Here is a 17,413-nt window from a genome sequence, read left to right as displayed (position 1 = left end):
CTGGCGCAGTCGCGCCAGCGAGTTGCGTTACAGGCTGTTGAACACGCGGTTCTCTTGTTCCTGTACGCGAATAAAAGTCGTGCGTTTAGTCAATTCTTTCAGGCGTGAAGCACCAACGTAGGTACATGCGGAACGCAGGCCGCCAAGGATATCGCGCGCGGTATTTTCAACCGGGCCGCGCAGAGGCAGCTTAACGGTTTTGCCTTCAGCCGCACGATACTGCGCTACGCCGCCAACGTGACGGGTCATCGCCGACTCGGAGCTCATACCATAGAACAGCATAAATTTTTCGCCGTTCTCTTCAACTACGGTACCGCCGCTTTCTTCGTGACCGGCCAGCATACCGCCAAGCATCACGAAATCCGCGCCGCCGCCGAATGCTTTAGCCACATCGCCCGGCATAGTACAACCGCCGTCGCTGATAATCTGCCCGCCCAGGCCGTGCGCCGCGTCGGCGCATTCAATTACGGCGGAAAGCTGCGGGTATCCGACGCCAGTTTTTACGCGAGTCGTACATACGGACCCCGGACCAATGCCAACCTTCACAATATCGGCGCCAGAAAGAACCAGCTCTTCACACATTTCACCGGTCACAACGTTACCCGCAATAATAGTTTTCTGCGGCCAGGCTTCGCGAGCTTTGGCCACAAACTGCACGAAGTGCTCGGAGTAACCATTCGCCACATCAATGCACACAAAGCTAAGCTGCGGGTTCTGCAGCAGTATCTGCTTCGTTTTTTCGAAATCCGCATCGGAAGTGCCGGTTGAGACCATGACATGCTGCAGGACATCCGCAGAAACGCCCTGAACAAACGCCTGCCACTGTTCAACGCTGTAATGCTTATGAACTGCGGTCAGAACGCCAAAAGAAGCCAGCGCTTTGGCCATAGCAAACGTGCCCACCGTATCCATGTTGGCGGCAATGATCGGCACACCAGACCAGGTCTGGCCAGAATGTTTGAAAGTGAATTCACGTTCCAGCTGTACGTCAGAACGGCTTTTGAGGGTAGAGCGTTTCGGGCGGATAAGAACGTCTTTAAAACCAAGCTTCAGATCTTCTTCAATACGCATGTGCGAATTCCTGGGGTTAATTGCATTATTGTGAGAGCACAACTCCAGTGACGTTATCATACGCACGAATCATGGCCGCGCAAGACTGCGATTTTCACTTTTTTTACGCTACAATCGTATAAATTTACCTGGTGAATAGACAAAAGCGAACCTGCGATATTTAATCGCCAGCGTATCATTTTCAACCACTTGATTTACATGTGTAAAAAGAATCAGAATGCGTGGTGACAGCAGATTATCGGTTCGATATTACGTCGATAAAACAGCTGCGGCGTCGCTGTCATGTCGTAAATAACGGCGCTGCTTGTTGAAAATATGCATGTAGTCAGTTTCAGGATCGAGGTGTATGACGTACACGGTGGCGTTAACAGGCGGCATTGGCAGTGGTAAAAGTACCGTAGCCGATGCGTTCGCACAGCTCGGCGTTAACGTTATTGATGCTGACATTATCGCGCGCCAGGTGGTGGAGCCCGGTACACCGGGGCTAAGCGCTATTGCTCAACGCTTTGGTGCGCAGATGCTCAACGAAGATGGTACCCTGAACCGTCGTGCTCTGCGCGAGCATATTTTTGCTCATGACGAGGATAAGCGCTGGCTAAACGCGCTGCTGCACCCGCAAATTCAGCAGGAAACGCGTCGGCAGATACAGCTTGCCACCTCGCCTTATATTCTCTGGGTTGTACCTCTACTGGTCGAAAATGGTTTGTCCGCCAAAGCCGACCGCGTACTGGTTGTCGATGTGCCAAAAGAGACGCAAATTGAGCGTACGATGCTTCGCGATCGGGTCAGTCGGCAACATGCGGAACATATTCTTGCCGCTCAGGCGACGCGCGAGCAGCGCCTTGCCGTAGCGGATGATGTTATTGAAAATATGGGTTCACCTGATGTCATAGCATCAGCTGTCGCCCGCCTGCATGCAAAGTATCAACGTCTGGCATCGCAGGCCGCCTCACAGGAAAAACCGTAATGCATACCCCTGTTCTTTTTGAACATCCGCTTAATGAAAAGATGCGCACCTGGCTACGCATTGAGTTTTTACTTCAGCAGTTATCCGTTCATCCGGCGATTACCACTCATGCGGATGCGCTGCATTTCTTCCGCAATATCGGCGATCTTTTAGATGTTTTAGAACGCGGTGAAGTCCGTACCGATCTGATGAAAGAGCTGGATCGCCAACAGAGGAAACTGCAATCCTGGGCAGAAGTACCTGGGGTCGATCAGGATCGCATCAATGAATTACGCCAGCAGCTAAAACAATCCGGCAGCACATTAATGTCCGCCCCGCGGATCGGCCAGTATCTGCGAGAAGACCGTCTGATCGCCCTGGTGCGCCAGCGCTTAAGCATCCCAGGTGGCTGCTGTAGCTTTGACCTCCCGACGCTGCATATCTGGCTGCATATGCCGCAGGCATACCGCGATGAGCAGGTCGGTAAGTGGCTGACCAGCCTTGAACCTTTAACGCAATCCTTGCTGCTTGTTCTCGATCTCATCCGCAACTCGGCACCTTTCCGTAAGCAGACCAGCCTGAACGGTTTTTATCAGGACAACGGCGAGGACGCCGACCTGCTGCGTCTGCGCCTGGATCTTGCCAGCCAGCTCTACCCGCAAATTTCAGGTCATAAGAGCCGTTTTGCCATCCGCTTTATGCCGCTGGACAGCGAGCACGGTATTGTGCCGGAACGTTTTGATTTTGAACTGGCCTGCTGTTAAGGTGCGAAAATGTCAGAAGAGATAACCGTTAATTGCCCAACCTGCGGCAAAATTGTGATCTGGAATGAGCAGAGTCCACATCGTCCGTTCTGCTCCAAACGCTGTCAGCTCATTGATTTAGGCGAATGGGCGGCGGAAGAGAAACGCATCCCGAGCAGCAGCGATCTGTCAGATAGCGATGGCTGGAGTGAGGATAAAGAGTAAAACCGGGCTAGCCCAAAGATACCTTGCCGGATCGCGGTCTCGCCCGGTCCGGCTTAACTCCCGGCCGCTAGTTTTGCTATCACGGGTTCATTTGCCGGAGGAAAATCTTCGGCGACGAGCGCGCTTTGCGCTATCCAGCGCCCTGGCTGCCCCTCTTTCCCCCACGGCTCGCCATCCCAGCTTTCCACCAGCCAGAACCACAGCGTTATATGACGGTCGGGAAACTGATACTCCAGCTTATCGAACAGGCTGGAAGCTCTCACTGTAATACCCACTTCTTCCTGTAGTTCACGCACTAAGGCCTGCTCTGACGACTCGCCCTCTTCAATTTTCCCACCAGGAAATTCAAGCTTATTCGCCATATGCGCGTCGGCAGCTCGCTGGGTGATGAAAATTTCGCCTCGCGCATTGCGGATAATACCGACGGAAATCTGTAGTGTTTTCATTGTGCTTCTTCCATAAAAAAGGCGCAGATATCTGCGCCCTTGTATTCAACGTTGTTGAGCTTAGCTCAGACGACCGTGGCACTGCTTATATTTTTTACCAGAGCCGCACGGACAAGGATCGTTACGGCCCACTTTACGCTCGCCGGTTTGTTCAGCCAGCGCGGCCGCAGCTGCGCTCTCATCGTCCTGATGGCTCAGCTGTTGCATCTGCGCCAGACGCTCAGCGTCTTCACGACGCTGCTGCTCCATCGCTTCCACCTCTTCCGGCATCCGCACCTGAACTTTGCTCAGCGTGCTGATCACTTCGTATTTTAGTGATTCCAGCATTGCAGCAAACATAGAGAATGATTCACGCTTATATTCCTGCTTCGGATCTTTCTGCGCATAGCCGCGCAGATGGATACCCTGACGCAGGTAGTCCATCGCCGCCAGATGCTCTTTCCACAGTGAGTCCAGCGTTTGCAGCATGACGCCTTTTTCGAAGTGACGCATCATCTCAGCGCCAACCACTTCTTCCTTACGCTGATAGGTTTCAATGGCGCTCTGCAGAATGCGCTCGCGCAGCGTTTCTTCATGCAGCTCCGGTTCTTTATCCAGCCACTCTTTGAGCGGCAGATCGAGGTCGAAGTCATTTTTCAGACGTTCCTGCAGTCCTTCCACATCCCACATTTCTTCCAGCGACTGCGGAGGAATATGGGCATCGATAGTGGCTTTAAATACGTCTTCACGAATGCTGTTGATCGTTTCGCTCACGTCGGTCACGTCGAGCAGTTCATTACGCTGGGTGTAAATAGCGCGACGCTGGTCGTTGGCCACGTCATCATATTCCAGCAGCTGCTTACGGATATCGAAGTTGCGGCTCTCGACTTTGCGCTGGGCATTGGCAATCGCCTTGGTCACCCAAGGATGCTCGATAGCCTCACCCGGCTTCATACCCAGTTTACGCATCATGCCGGACACGCGGTCAGACGCGAAGATGCGCATCAGGGCATCTTCCATCGACAGATAGAAACGGGAAGAACCCGCATCCCCCTGACGACCTGAACGGCCGCGCAGCTGGTTATCGATACGGCGAGATTCATGGCGCTCGGTCCCGATGATATGCAGACCGCCGGCGGCCAACACCGCATCGTGGCGAACCTGCCAGTCGGCTTTGATCTGAGCAATCTGTTCCGGCGTCGGGTCTTCCAGCTGGGCGACTTCCGCCTGCCAGCTACCGCCGAGCATGATATCAGTACCACGGCCCGCCATGTTGGTCGCAATGGTCACTGCTGATGGGTAGCCCGCCTGAGCAACGATGTCCGCTTCGCTGGCGTGGAATTTCGCATTCAGCACGTTGTGCTTGATGCCCGCTTTCGTCAATTCTTTGGAGACCACTTCTGATTTTTCGATTGAAATGGTACCCACCAGCACCGGCTGACCCGCAGCGGTACGCTCTTTAATATCTTCGATAATGGCCTGAATTTTTTCCGCTTCGGTCATATAAACCAGGTCCGCCATGTCTTTACGAATCATCGGGCGGTTGGTCGGAACCACAACGGTATCCAGCTTGTAGATCGAGCTAAATTCAAACGCTTCGGTATCGGCGGTACCGGTCATTCCTGCCAGCTTCTCGTACAGGCGGAAATAGTTCTGGAAGGTAATTGAAGCCAGCGTCTGGTTCTCGTTTTGAATCTCAACGCCTTCTTTCGCTTCCACCGCCTGGTGCAGGCCATCAGACCAGCGACGTCCCTGCATCGTACGGCCGGTATGCTCGTCGACGATGATAACTTCGCCATCTTTAACGATATAGTCAACATCACGGGTAAACAGCACGTGCGCGCGCAGCGCCGCGGTCACGTGGTGCATCAGCATGATATTGGTCGGAGAGTACAGCGACTCGCCTTCATCCATAATGCCTTCATTGACCAGCAGCTCTTCAATCAGCACCAGACCGCGTTCGGTCAGGTTAACCTGGCGCGCTTTCTCATCAACGGAGAAATGCCCTTCGCCGGTAAAGGTCTCGGAGTCTTCTTTTTCCTGGCGGATCAGATGCGGGATGATTTTGTTCACTTTCTTATACATTTCCGAACTGTCTTCAGCCGGGCCAGAAATGATAAGCGGGGTACGTGCTTCATCGATGAGGATGGAGTCGACTTCATCCACCAGCGCATAGTGCAGTTTGCGCTGTACGCGTTCTTCAGGGCTGAACGCCATGTTGTCGCGCAGATAGTCAAAGCCATATTCGTTGTTGGTGCCGTAAGTAATATCGGCGGCGTAGGCTTCGCGCTTGGCTGGCGCAGGCAGGCCAGACATGTTAATCCCAACGCTCATACCGAGGAACTCAAACAGCGGACGGTTGTTCTCCGCATCACGCTGCGCCAGATAGTCGTTGACGGTGACCACGTGAACACCTTTGCCGGTCAGCGCATTAAGATATGCTGGTAAGGTGGCGGTCAGGGTTTTACCTTCACCAGTGCGCATTTCCGCAATGCAGCGCTCGTTGAGGACCATGCCGCCCAGCAGCTGAACGTCAAAGTGACGCATGCCGAAGACGCGCTTACTGGCCTCACGTACAACGGCAAAGGCTTCCGGGATCAGGCTCTCAAGGCTTTCACCTTTTTCCAGACGCGCGCGGAACTCAGCGGTTTTCGCTTTCAGTTCGTCATCGGAAAGTTTTTCCATGGCCGGTTCCATGGCGTTGATAACGTTGACGGCTTTGCGCATACGACGCAGCGTACGGTCGTTACGGCTACCGAATACTTTAGTTAATAATTTGATTAGCATAATAAAATCTCAAACGCCCCGCAGTGCGGAGTCACAAAAAATGGAATGGTCCGTATTTGTTTCAGCTGAGACGTTGAGGCCCGGCGCGTATGCCCGTAACCTGGCTTATCCAGGTACAGACGCGAAACGCACATTGGGAGAAGGTGGGATTGTATGCCACCAGGTGAACGATGACCGGAGGTTTACTCTCCTGCGTCAACAGCGCGCTAAGCGTATCGAGGAGCGCGAGATGCTGCGCCTGCAGCGGTGAAGACTCCTCAGCTACCGGCAGCGCCTGCGGCGCCATCGCAAAAGAGAGATGGCGGATGACCGTACGAATGGCATGCTGATGCCAGTAATCAACGGTAAAATTTGGCCGACGACTGGAAGACTCCAGCAGCGCGAGCTGAGAAAAATTGACTTTAGCAGGGTTGTGGTTGCTGGAAGTTGTTTTTGCCGGCGACGCGGTCTCATGCTCATGGCCGTTGCTAAGCGCAGGCAGGCCAAGGCTAGCCGCGACCATCCCCAACAGGAGATGCGGCCAGAAATACCTTCTGCCAAACTGTCGCCAGCGCGTCAGCAATCCACTCACTTAACTTACCTTTTGTTGGTAACAACCCTGAGAAATATTTTGCGTCCAAATACTAACATTAATACGCCATCACGGCAGCAGGAATGAGGGCTCGGGCGGGGTAAAAACGTCTAAAAAAGGAACGAACGCGCAGTAAAGACGGGTAAAACTGGAAGCTGGGTGCAGCGGAAACGCAAAAAGAAAACGACTGGTTCCCTGGCCGGAGAGAGTACCAGGTTACCAGTCGAATTTACTACAGGATCTGGCTTATGCCAGAACCAGTGTCGGCGCGCGGAACGCCAGCGGCATCTCTGCGTCGTCCTCGAAGGTCACATACTCCCAGGCTTCCTGTTTTGCCAGAACAGCCTGCAGCAGTTTGTTATTCAACGCATGACCGGACTTGTACGCCGTAAATGCACCGATAATATTGTGACCGCACATAAACAGGTCGCCAATCGCATCCAGCATTTTATGACGGACAAATTCGTCTTCAAAGCGCAAACCGTCTTCGTTCAGTACGCGATAATCGTCAACAACGATGGCACAATCGAAGCTGCCGCCCAGGCACAGGCCGCGGGACTGCAGATATTCGATATCGCGCATGAAACCAAAGGTACGCGCACGGCTAATCTGGCGCATAAACGCATCGGCCGAGAAGTTCATTGCGTAGCGCTGGCTGCTGGAGTCAATCGCCGGATGGTTAAAATCAATGGTGAAGTCCAGTGAAAAACCATTATACGGTTTGAATTCAGCCCATTTATCGCCATCTTCGACGCGAACGGTCTCTTTGATACGCACAAATTTCTTAGCGCAGTTCAGTTCATCGATGCCGGCATCCAGCAACAGATAAACGAACGGAGCCGCACTACCGTCCATAATCGGGACTTCCGGGGCATCGACTTCAATAATAATGTTGTCGATACCTAAGCCAGCCAGGGCAGCATTAAGGTGCTCAACCGTCGATATCCGCACGTCATGCTCGTTGACCAGGCAAGTACAGAGCATGGTATCACGCACAGATTTGGCATCAGCCGGAAAATCAACCGGTGGATTCAAGTCGGTGCGACGATAGATGACCCCGGTATTTGCCGGCGCAGGGCGTAACGTCAGGGTGACTTTCTTGCCGGTATGCAAACCGACGCCAGTCGCCTGAACGATACGTTTAAGAGTCCTTTGTTTGATCATCGTATAATCTCGCCAAGTTACCTATCCAACCGAAGTGTACTATACATTCGGCAGGCCAGTTTAGCACAAAGAGCGCAGATGCCCAACTTCCAGCCAATTCTTAATCGGCTTGCTTACGCAGGAAGGCTGGAATATCCAGATAATCCGGCTCTTTTGCGGTTTGCGGCGTATTGTCGTTTACCACTTTCGAAACCGGTTTCTGCTCTTGATTCAGTGGGGACATGCCGTGCTGCTGGTAACGATCCATCACCGGCTGCTGAACCTGCTTGTTGGTGACCAGGGTAATTTCCGGACGTTTGTCCATACCGATACCGGTGGCAACCACGGTTACGCGCAGTTCGTCGTTCATATCCGGGTCCAGAGAGGTACCGATAACCACGGTCGCGTTATCCGAAGCAAATGCACGGATCGTGTTACCCACGGTTTCGAACTCATCGAGACGCAGATCGAAGCCAGCGGTGATGTTAACCAGGACGCCGCGGGCGCCGGATAGATCGATATCTTCCAGCAGCGGGGAAGAGATAGCCATTTCAGCCGCTTCTTCCGCACGGTCTTCACCGCTCGCTACGCCGGAGCCCATCATCGCATAGCCCATTTCAGACATCACGGTACGTACGTCCGCAAAGTCGACGTTCATCAGGCCTGGGCGCGTAATCAGTTCAGCGATACCCTGCACCGCGCCTTTCAGCACGTCGTTAGCCGCACCGAAGGCGTCAAGCAGCGAAATACCGCGCCCCAGAACTTTCAGCAGCTTATCGTTCGGGATGGTGATCAGAGAATCCACGTGCTTGGACAGCTCGGTGATACCCTGCTCGGCGAATGCCATACGCTTCTTGCCTTCAAAATTGAACGGCTTAGTCACGACGGCAACGGTCAGGATGCCTAAATCTTTGGCGACTTCAGCAACCACGGGCGCAGCACCGGTTCCGGTCCCGCCGCCCATACCTGCTGCGATAAACACCATGTCGGCGCCATCAAGAGCGGCACGCAGCGCTTCACGGTCTTCATCCGCTGCGTTACGGCCCACTTCCGGGTTTGCGCCTGCGCCCAGCCCCTTGGTAATACCGCTGCCGATCTGGATAGTCTGGCCAACAGCCGTTTTGCGCAGTGCCTGCGCGTCGGTGTTCACCGCGAAAAATTCAACACCCTCAATGCGCTCGCGCACCATGTGCTCAACGGCGTTACCGCCGCCGCCACCGACGCCGATGACTTTAATCACCGCGTCGTTGGTCAGTTCCATAGGTTCAAACATAATTTCTCTCTCCGTTGTGCCTGTCGCCTGAGAACGCTAATTTTCTGCGTTCTCTTAAAAAATTAAAACTCTTTTCGCAACCAACTGTTGAGTCGTTTGATCCACGACCCGACCGTTACGCGTTTTTCCACTTCTGCTTCACCACTGAGATGAGATTCCTTCCCGTAGTGCAGCAGCCCAACCGCCGTCGAGTAATACGGTTCCTGGGCATAATCCGTTAATCCGGTAATGTTCAGCGGCGCGCCAATTCGCACCTGCGTGTGAAACACGCGCTGCGCACAGGCGGCAAGCCCTTCAATTTGCGCCGCACCGCCGGTTAATACAATCCCTGCCGCCAGATGATGCTTGACGCCCTGCTGACGAAGCTGTTCCTGCAGTTGCAGAATCTCTTCATTCACGAGGTTGAGCAATTCGGTATAACGCGGCTCAATAACCTCTGCCAGAGTCTGACGCTGCAGGCTGCGGGGTGGACGCCCACCCACGCTCGGCACTTCGACGTTTTCATCTTTACCAACGATGGAGCCCAGCGCGCAGCCGTGGCGCACTTTAATGGCTTCGGCATCGCTCGGCGGCGTACCGAAAGCGTAAGCAATATCGCTGGTCACAACGTTCCCCGCATAAGGGATCACTTTGGTATGACGCAGCGCGCCGCCGGTATACACCGCGATATCCATTGTACCACCGCCGATATCCACCACGCAGACACCCAGTTCACGTTCATCTTCCGTTAAAACGGAATAGCTGGCGGCTAAACCAGCGAAAATGAGCTGGTCGACTTTCAGACCGCAGCGCTCCACCGCTTTGACAATATTTTTCGCCATATCGTTATGGCAGGTAATCAAATGCACTTTTGCCTGCATACGTACGCCAGACAGGCCGACGGGGTTTTTTATCCCCTCCTGGTAGTCAATAGCGTACTCTTGCGGAATAACGTGCAGAACGCGGTGTTCATCGCGCACGCGAACCGATTTGGCGGTATGCACCACGTTCTCGACGTCATCCTGAGTGACTTCTTCTTCAGAAATCGGCACCATACCAATTTCATTTTGACAGCTGATATGCTTGCCTGAAAGCGCCAGATAGACTGACGAGATCTGGCAATCCGCCATCAGTTCGGCCTGGTCAATGGCGCGCTGTACGCATTTCACCACGGATTCCAGGTCGTTCACTCCGCCTTTATCCATACCACGCGATGGGCAACTGCCCACGCCAATGATATTAATCATACCGTCGGGCAGAACTTCCCCTACTAAAGCGGCAACCTTAGCGGTGCCAATCTCCAGTCCAACTACCAGTTTTCTGTCCGTCGCCTTGATCATTGTTGTTCTGCCTGTGCCTGATTCTGTTGTTGATTAGTTTCCTCTGCGGGAACCGGTACCCAACCGACTGCCGCTCCCGAGTCATAACGCAAATCAACGTAGCTTATCCGTTTGCCGTCGGTCTGCGCCTGCTGCTGAAGAACCGGGTAGAGTTCCATAAAGCGCTGAAGCCGTTTCATGGTGTCGCCTCGGCCAAGATTGAGCTTAATATCGTTATTAAGCGTCAATTGCCAGGAGCGACGCGCGGTCATTGCCGCCACTTTCAACGTGAATTTATCCTTTGCCAGCACCTGCCCCATGTCACGGTACCCCTGAAGAACTTCGTTCTCACTACCTTCCGGGCCGTATAACATCGGTAAATTCTGTTTACTGGTGCGATCTGACGGCACGCTGAAAGAATTGCCTTCGACGTCTACCATATGCTGATCATTCCAGCGCGCAATCGGCACATATTCAACCAGATGAATCTTCAATTCGTCCGGCCATTGCTTTCTGACGCTCGCCTGCTTAATCCACGGCAGGCGTTCAATCTGGCTTTGAATAATATTGACGTCCTGAGTCATAAAGGTGCCCGGCGACCCCAATGCCAGTATCGCCTGACGGATATCATCGTTGCGCGTGTAGTGACGCTCTCCGGTGACGACCATCTTCGACAGCGGTAACCGCTGTGCATCTTCCATCCAGCCCAGAACCATCCAACCGCTGACCAGCACGGTACAGAGCACCGCCAGCAGGAAGAAAATACCTGCCAGACGAGAGCCATTACTTCGACGCGAAGAAGATTCTTCTTCCTCTTCGTGGTTCCGCGTATTCAGCGCAGCCTGCGACATATCACCCCGCCAGGTCCAGAATTCGTACAACAAGCTGCGAGAAGCTCATCCCTGCCTGACGCGCCGCCATCGGCACCAGGCTGTGGCTGGTCATGCCAGGAGAGGTGTTAGCTTCCAGCAGATAAAACTGGCCATCGCTGTCCAGCATCACGTCAATTCTTCCCCATCCCTTGCAACCAAGGCTATCCCAGGCTTTTTGCACCAGAGCCTGGATTTCTGACTCACGCGCGGGATCTTCGAAGCCTGGGCAGAAATATTGCGTCTCATCAGAGAGATACTTTGCTTCATAATCATAGAAGGTTCCAGCCGCCTGGATACGTATTGACGGCAAAATTTCTTCTCCGACCATAGCGACGGTAAATTCCGGGCCACTGAGCCATTTTTCAATCAGAACTTCATCATCATGCTGAAAAGCCAGCGCCAATGCATTTTGTAATGCGCAACTTTCGCTGACTTTTGACATACCGACGCTGGAGCCTTCCCGGCTCGGCTTAACAATCAGCGGCAGTCCGAGAGCCAGGAGTTGCTGTTCAACGTCAGCAGAAAGCCCTGCCTCGAACTGTTTACGGGTTAGCGCAACCCACGGCGCAACCGGCAGTCCGGCGCCCTGCCACAGTAATTTGCTGCGCAGCTTATCCATTGAGATCGCTGAAGCCATCACCCCGCTACCGGTGTAGGGAAGTTGAATCAACTCCAGCAGCCCCTGCAACGTACCATCTTCACCGCCGCGACCATGCAAGGCAATAAACGCTTTCTTAAAGCCCATGTTTTTCAATTGGGTAATATCAACGTCGCGCGGGTCGACCGGGTGCGCATCAACGCCGGCTTCACGCAGGCCGGCGAGCACCGCAGAACCTGAATTGAGAGAGACTTCACGTTCAGCGGAGGTTCCGCCAAAGAGGACCGCGATTTTATCAGCCATGGCGCTCCTCCTGCGTTTTTTGCGGTTGCAATTTGATTTCCGCCAGGTGACGGGCGATTTTACCGATATTTCCCGCCCCCTGCACCAGCACCAGATCGTTGCCGGTCAATACTGATGCCAGCATCTCTGCCGCTTGCGCCGGATCGGAAACCAGAATCGGGTCGACTTTTCCGCGGCCGCGAATCGTACGGCACAGCGAGCGGCTATCAGCGCCAGGAATGGCGGCTTCGCCAGCAGAATAAACGTCCAGCATCAGCAGAGCATCAACCTGGGTCAGTACGTTGGCAAAATCGTCGTACAGGTCGCGCGTACGGGTAAAACGGTGCGGCTGAAACAACATCACCAGATTTTTATCCGGCCAGCCCGCTCGCGCCGCTTTGATAGTGGCATCCACTTCCGTAGGATGGTGGCCATAATCATCGATCAGCATCGCGGTTCCCGTTTTACCGTTAACCTCAGCTAACGGATATTCGCCGAGGAAATCAAAACGACGCCCGGTACCCTGGAAGCTTTCCAGCGCGCGCAGGATCGCTTCATCATCAATGCCCTCTTCCGTCGCAACGGCCACCGCTGCCGCTGCGTTAAGCGCGTTGTGGCGACCCGGTGCGTTCAGCGTCACCTGAATGACGTCTTTATCCTGACGGACCAGGCGGAAATGCCCCTGAGCGCCGACCTGACGATACTCTTCCACGCGAACGTCAGCATCATCGCTAAAACCGTAGGTGGTAAGCTGGCGACCAACGCGCGGCAGCAGCTCGCGAATCACCGGATCGTCCACGCACATCACCGCGCGTCCATAGAACGGCAGGTTATGCAGGAAGTTGATAAACGTCTGCTTCAGGTTTTCGAAGTCGCCGTGGTAGGTATCCATATGATCGGCTTCGATATTGGTCACGATAGCGACCATCGGCTGTAAATGCAGGAACGAGGCGTCGCTTTCATCCGCTTCGGCAATCAGGTAACGGCTGTGTCCAAGGCGCGCATGCACGCCAGCGGCTTTCACCAGGCCACCGTTCACGAAGGTCGGATCAAGTCCAGCCTCTGCATAAATACTTGAGACCATCGCCGTAGTTGTGGTTTTGCCGTGCGTGCCGGCAATGGCAATGCCGTGGCGAAAACGCATCAGTTCCGCCAGCATTTCAGCGCGACGAATAACTGGAATACGCGCTTCGTGAGCGGCGACGATTTCCGGGTTATCCGCAGAAATCGCGCTGGAAACCACGACAACGCTCGCATCGCGCACGTTTTCAGGGCGATGATTGAAATAAATCGTGGCGCCAAGCTGAGTCAACTGTTGGGTCACCGGATTCGGCGCCAGGTCGGAGCCGCTAATCTGATAACCTTCATTGGCCAGAACTTCGGCAATACCGCCCATGCCGGCACCGCCAATGCCAACAAAGTGAATGTGCCGGACGCGACGCATCTCGGGCACTATGGAACGCAGTTTTGCCAGATCTTGTGTATTCATTCTTTACGCCATCAACTTCTTTATTCGGACGGTGATCATCACCGCGATTAGCGCGCCAGTGCTGCGGCGCTCACTTCTTCCGCTACCCGTTCGGTAGCATCCGGAATCGAGGCTCTACGCGCTCGCTCCGCCATATCCAGCAGCGTTTCGCGATCCCAGCCCGCCAGGGTTTGCGCGACGGCATCCACGGTAAACTGCGGCTGCTCGAGGATCTTCGCTGCTCCTGCCTTCTCTAACGGCAGGGCATTCCAGTACTGCTGACGATCTTTGTGCTGGAAAGGCACAAACAGCGCCGGTAAACCCGCGGCGGCAATTTCGCTCACCGTCAGCGCCCCGGAACGACACACGACAACATCGGCCCAGGCGTAAGCCGCCGCCATGTCGTCAATAAATTCGGTCACTTTGTGCTGCGGCTGCCCGGCATCGGAATAGGCCCGCTGTACGGTTCCCTGCCCACCTTTACCGCTCTGGTGCCAGATGGTGACAGTAGAGCCCAGCTTCGCCGCCACCTGCGGCATCGTCTGATTGAGCACGCGAGCGCCCTGCGAACCGCCGACGACCAATACGCGAATTGGCCCCTGACGCCCGACTAAGCGCTGTTCCGGCAGCGGGAGCGCCAGCACATCGGTGCGAACCGGGTTGCCCACAACATCGGCATGCGGGAAAGCGCCGGGGAATGCCTGCATCACTTTTTTGGCAATTTTCGCCAGCCACTTATTCGTCAGACCGGCAATTCCGTTCTGTTCATGCAGGACCACCGGGATCCCCAGCGACCATGCCGCCAGTCCGCCGGGGCCGGACACATAGCCGCCCATTCCCAGCACCACGTCCGGTTGAAAACGCTGCATAATCGCCCGCGCCTGGCGCCAGGCGTTGAATATCCTAACCGGCGCCAGCAGCTGCGCCTTCAGGCCTTTGCCGCGCAGGCCGGAAATCTGAATGAAGTCAATTTCAATGCCGTTCTTCGGCACTAAATCCGCTTCCATACGATCCGCGGTACCCAGCCAGCGAACCTGCCAGCCCTGGTCCATTAAATGGTGCGCAACCGCCAGCCCCGGGAACACGTGTCCTCCGGTACCGCCCGCCATCACCATTAACCGCTTTTCCTGACCGCTCATCGAACACCCCGTGTAAACGCCTGGGCTTTTTCCAGACGCGTTTCATAATCAATTCGTAACAGCAACATGATGGCCGTCGACATAATCAGCAGGCTCGAGCCACCGTAGCTGATCAGCGGCAGCGTCAGGCCTTTAGTTGGCAGCATTCCCGCTGCCGCGCCGACGTTAACCAGCGCCTGAAAGCTGAACCAGATCCCAATGGCGCAGGCCAGAAAACCGGAGAAACGGTGGTCAATCTCCAGCGCTTTGCGGCCAATGGACATGGCGCGAAAAGCGACGAAGAATACCATTAAAAGTGCGAGTACCACACCGATATAACCGAGTTCTTCACCGATAATGGCGAAGATGAAATCGGTGTGCGCCTCGGGCAAATATTCGAGCTTCTGGACCGAGTTACCCAGGCCCTGCCCCCACATTTCACCGCGGCCAAAGGCCATCAGCGACTGGGTGAGCTGGTAGCCGCTGCCGAATGGATCTTCCCACGGGTTCCAGAAAGAGGTCACGCGGCGAATACGGTACGGTTCAGCCAGAATCAGCAGTACGACTGCCGAAAGCCCCATCCCGATAATCGCGATAAACTGCCACAGCTTGGCCCCCGCAAGGAACAGCATGGCCAGAGTCGTGACAAACAGCACCACAACGGTACCGAGGTCAGGCTGCGCCAGCAGTAAAATCGCCAGCACGAAAATCACGCCCATCGGCTTTAAGAAGCCGCGCAGGTTGTTACGCACTTCGTCGCCTTTACGCACAAGGTAGTTGGCGATATAGCAGAACAGCGACAGCTTGGTGAACTCCGCAGGCTGGATACGCAGCGGCCCCAGCGCAATCCAGCGCGAGGCCCCGTTAACCGAGCTGCCGACCACCAGAACAATCAGCAGCATGACGATAGAAGCAATCAGCATTGCAGTACTGTGGCGCTGCCAGAACTCCATTGGCAGGCGCAGCGTCACCATCGCCAGCCCTAGCGCCAGCAGAATGTATAAGCCATCGCGCTTGGCAAACAGAAACGGATCGTTCGCCAGACGCTGGCCTACCGGCATCGACGCCGAGGTCACCATGATGAAGCCGATTGCGGCCAGGCCAAAAGTCAGCCACAGCAGCATCCGGTCATACATCACCAGGCTATCGGTATCTTTTTGCCGTGAGCCCATCACCCAGCCTTTCAGCGCGGCGAACAGCCATGCGAAAATAAACATTCCCGGCAGACGCGGCAGTCTTAGCCGTGGCATTTTCAGGCGCGGGAGTGATAAACGCATCAACCTAACTCCTTCGCGAGGCGAGCAAAGATGTCGCCGCGTTGTTCAAAGTTTTTAAACTGATCGAGGCTGGCGCACGCGGGAGACAGCAGCACCATATCGCCCGGGACAACCTGCGGCGCAATCTGGCGCATCGCCTGCTCCATCGTTTCCGTTTGCACAGCGACATCCGGGCGCAGCGCCGCCAGCTGCGCGCCGTCGCGTCCGAAGCAGTACAGGCGAATGTTGTCGCCGGTCAGGTAACGGCTTAACGGCGTGAAATCAGCGGATTTCCCGTCTCCGCCCAGCAGCAGATAGAGCGTTCCATCAAGATGCAGCCCATTGAGCGCCGCTTCGGTACTGCCGACGTTGGTGGCTTTAGAATCGTTGATCCAGCGCACGCCGTTGTGCTCCAGCACCAGTTGGAAACGATGCGCCAGCCCGGCGAATGTGGTTAGCGCTTTCAGGCTGCTGGCGCGCGGCAAACCCGCGGCGTCAGCCAGGGCCAGGGCCGCAAGAGCGTTACTGTAGTTGTGCTGGCCGCTAATCTTCATCTCTTTGACGTTAAGCACTTTTTCGCCTTTGACGCGCAGCCAGGTTTCGCCCTGCTGGCGGTTCAGGTGATAGTCGCCAACGTCAACGCCGAAGCTGATGCAGCGCTCGTCCGCGCCGCGTACCGGCATGGTTAACGCATCGTCGGCATTGACGATACAGGCCCGCGCATTCTCGTAAATTCGCAGTTTGGCGGCGCGGTACTGCTGAAGCCCCAGCGGATAGCGGTCCATATGATCTTCGGTGACGTTCAGGATCGTCGCCGCTACCGCCCGCAGGCTGGAGGTAGTTTCCAGCTGGAAGCTTGAAAGCTCCAGAACATAGAGTTCGCGTTCAGGATCCAGCAGCATCAGCGCCGGCAGGCCAATATTGCCCCCAACGCCAACGTTCATACCCGCTGCTTTCGCCATTTCTCCCACGAGGGAAGTCACGGTGCTTTTACCGTTAGAACCGGTGATCGCAACGACAGGCGCCTGCGCCTCGCGGCAAAACAGTTCGATATCGCCGACAATTTCCACCCCAGCATCCGCCGCGGCGCTCAGGGAAGGATGCGCCAGAGCGATACCCGGACTGGCGACAATCAGGTCTGCCGTCAACAGCCAGTCTTCATTAAGACCGCCAACATAGCGCTCAACAGCTTCCGGCAGTTTATCCAGCCCCGCCGGCGCAACGCGGGTATCCATCACCCGCGGCGTCACGCCGCGAGCCATGAAAAAGTCCACGCATGACAGGCCGGTCATACCCAGCCCAATAATGACGACTTTTTTACCCTGATAATCTGCCAT

The 17,413-nt window shown here is 55.1% G+C and carries 16 protein-coding genes; 3 read left to right on the top strand and 13 right to left on the bottom strand.

Translation table 11 applies throughout. The features are described 5' to 3' along the window. Window positions 1–27: 27 nt before the first annotated feature. Window positions 28–1,071, bottom strand: a complete 1,044-nt coding sequence (locus ACSIPU_RS20780) for a GMP reductase (RefSeq protein ID WP_004108101.1) — start codon at window positions 1,069–1,071, stop codon at window positions 28–30. Window positions 1,072–1,417: 346 nt separating this feature from the next. Between ACSIPU_RS20780 and coaE the strand changes: the two genes are divergently transcribed. The 3 genes from coaE to yacG are packed head-to-tail and all read left to right on the top strand — an operon-like array spanning window position 1,418 to window position 2,985. After that, the gene (gene coaE, locus ACSIPU_RS20775; RefSeq protein WP_024273729.1) at window positions 1,418–2,038 is read left to right on the top strand and encodes a dephospho-CoA kinase; all 621 of its coding nucleotides are present in this window, start codon (window positions 1,418–1,420) and stop codon (window positions 2,036–2,038) included. Continuing rightward, a complete protein-coding gene (zapD, locus tag ACSIPU_RS20770) occupies window positions 2,038–2,781 on the top strand; it encodes a cell division protein ZapD (protein WP_004108104.1) in 744 nt (247 codons plus the stop codon). Before coaE ends, zapD begins: the two co-directional genes overlap by 1 nt. Before the next feature lie 9 nt (window positions 2,782–2,790). Next, complete coding sequence (gene yacG, locus ACSIPU_RS20765; RefSeq protein ID WP_004108106.1) at window positions 2,791–2,985, top strand: DNA gyrase inhibitor YacG; 195 nt, start codon at window positions 2,791–2,793, stop codon at window positions 2,983–2,985. 53 nt (window positions 2,986–3,038) lie between these two features. Here yacG and mutT read toward each other — a convergent pair whose 3' ends face one another. From mutT to murD, 12 genes are all read right to left on the bottom strand, one after another. Beyond that, window positions 3,039–3,431, bottom strand: coding sequence for an 8-oxo-dGTP diphosphatase MutT (gene mutT, locus ACSIPU_RS20760; protein WP_024273728.1), 393 nt, complete (start codon window positions 3,429–3,431; stop codon window positions 3,039–3,041). Between the two features lie 60 nt (window positions 3,432–3,491). Then, window positions 3,492–6,197 carry a preprotein translocase subunit SecA gene (gene secA / locus ACSIPU_RS20755; protein WP_004108109.1) on the bottom strand — a complete coding sequence of 902 codons (2,706 nt, stop codon included), beginning with the start codon at window positions 6,195–6,197 and terminating at the stop codon, window positions 3,492–3,494. Window positions 6,198–6,258: 61 nt separating this feature from the next. After that, complete coding sequence (gene secM, locus ACSIPU_RS20750; protein ID WP_004108110.1) at window positions 6,259–6,768, bottom strand: secA translation cis-regulator SecM; 510 nt, start codon at window positions 6,766–6,768, stop codon at window positions 6,259–6,261. A 246-nt stretch (window positions 6,769–7,014) separates the two neighbouring features. Next, window positions 7,015–7,932 carry a UDP-3-O-acyl-N-acetylglucosamine deacetylase gene (gene lpxC / locus ACSIPU_RS20745; protein WP_004098599.1) on the bottom strand — a complete coding sequence of 306 codons (918 nt, stop codon included), beginning with the start codon at window positions 7,930–7,932 and terminating at the stop codon, window positions 7,015–7,017. A 100-nt stretch (window positions 7,933–8,032) separates the two neighbouring features. After that, window positions 8,033–9,184, bottom strand: coding sequence for a cell division protein FtsZ (gene ftsZ, locus ACSIPU_RS20740; protein ID WP_004108111.1), 1,152 nt, complete (start codon window positions 9,182–9,184; stop codon window positions 8,033–8,035). A gap of 62 nt (window positions 9,185–9,246) precedes the next feature. Further along, a complete protein-coding gene (gene ftsA, locus ACSIPU_RS20735; RefSeq protein WP_004098594.1) occupies window positions 9,247–10,503 on the bottom strand; it encodes a cell division protein FtsA in 1,257 nt (418 codons plus the stop codon). Continuing rightward, the gene (gene ftsQ / locus ACSIPU_RS20730; protein WP_004108112.1) at window positions 10,500–11,333 is read right to left on the bottom strand and encodes a cell division protein FtsQ; all 834 of its coding nucleotides are present in this window, start codon (window positions 11,331–11,333) and stop codon (window positions 10,500–10,502) included. Before ftsQ ends, ftsA begins: the two co-directional genes overlap by 4 nt. Window position 11,334: 1 nt before the next feature. Beyond that, window positions 11,335–12,255, bottom strand: a complete 921-nt coding sequence (locus tag ACSIPU_RS20725; protein ID WP_004108113.1) for a D-alanine--D-alanine ligase — start codon at window positions 12,253–12,255, stop codon at window positions 11,335–11,337. Beyond that, a complete protein-coding gene (gene murC, locus ACSIPU_RS20720; protein WP_004108115.1) occupies window positions 12,248–13,723 on the bottom strand; it encodes a UDP-N-acetylmuramate--L-alanine ligase in 1,476 nt (491 codons plus the stop codon). The genes ACSIPU_RS20725 and murC overlap by 8 nt, the downstream gene beginning before the upstream one ends. Before the next feature lie 47 nt (window positions 13,724–13,770). Continuing rightward, a complete protein-coding gene (gene murG, locus ACSIPU_RS20715; RefSeq protein ID WP_016807523.1) occupies window positions 13,771–14,841 on the bottom strand; it encodes an undecaprenyldiphospho-muramoylpentapeptide beta-N-acetylglucosaminyltransferase in 1,071 nt (356 codons plus the stop codon). Next, a complete protein-coding gene (gene ftsW, locus ACSIPU_RS20710; protein ID WP_004098587.1) occupies window positions 14,838–16,097 on the bottom strand; it encodes a cell division protein FtsW in 1,260 nt (419 codons plus the stop codon). Before ftsW ends, murG begins: the two co-directional genes overlap by 4 nt. Next, the gene (gene murD, locus ACSIPU_RS20705; RefSeq protein WP_017144998.1) at window positions 16,097–17,413 is read right to left on the bottom strand and encodes a UDP-N-acetylmuramoyl-L-alanine--D-glutamate ligase; all 1,317 of its coding nucleotides are present in this window, start codon (window positions 17,411–17,413) and stop codon (window positions 16,097–16,099) included. The genes ftsW and murD overlap by 1 nt, the downstream gene beginning before the upstream one ends.

The sequence above is a fragment of the Klebsiella sp. HN106 genome, assembly GCF_051209435.1.
In the GTDB taxonomy this organism is placed as follows: domain Bacteria; phylum Pseudomonadota; class Gammaproteobacteria; order Enterobacterales; family Enterobacteriaceae; genus Klebsiella; species Klebsiella oxytoca.
The sequence above is the reverse complement of the archived record's forward strand: the minus strand, read 5'-3'. Positions and strand labels throughout refer to the sequence as shown.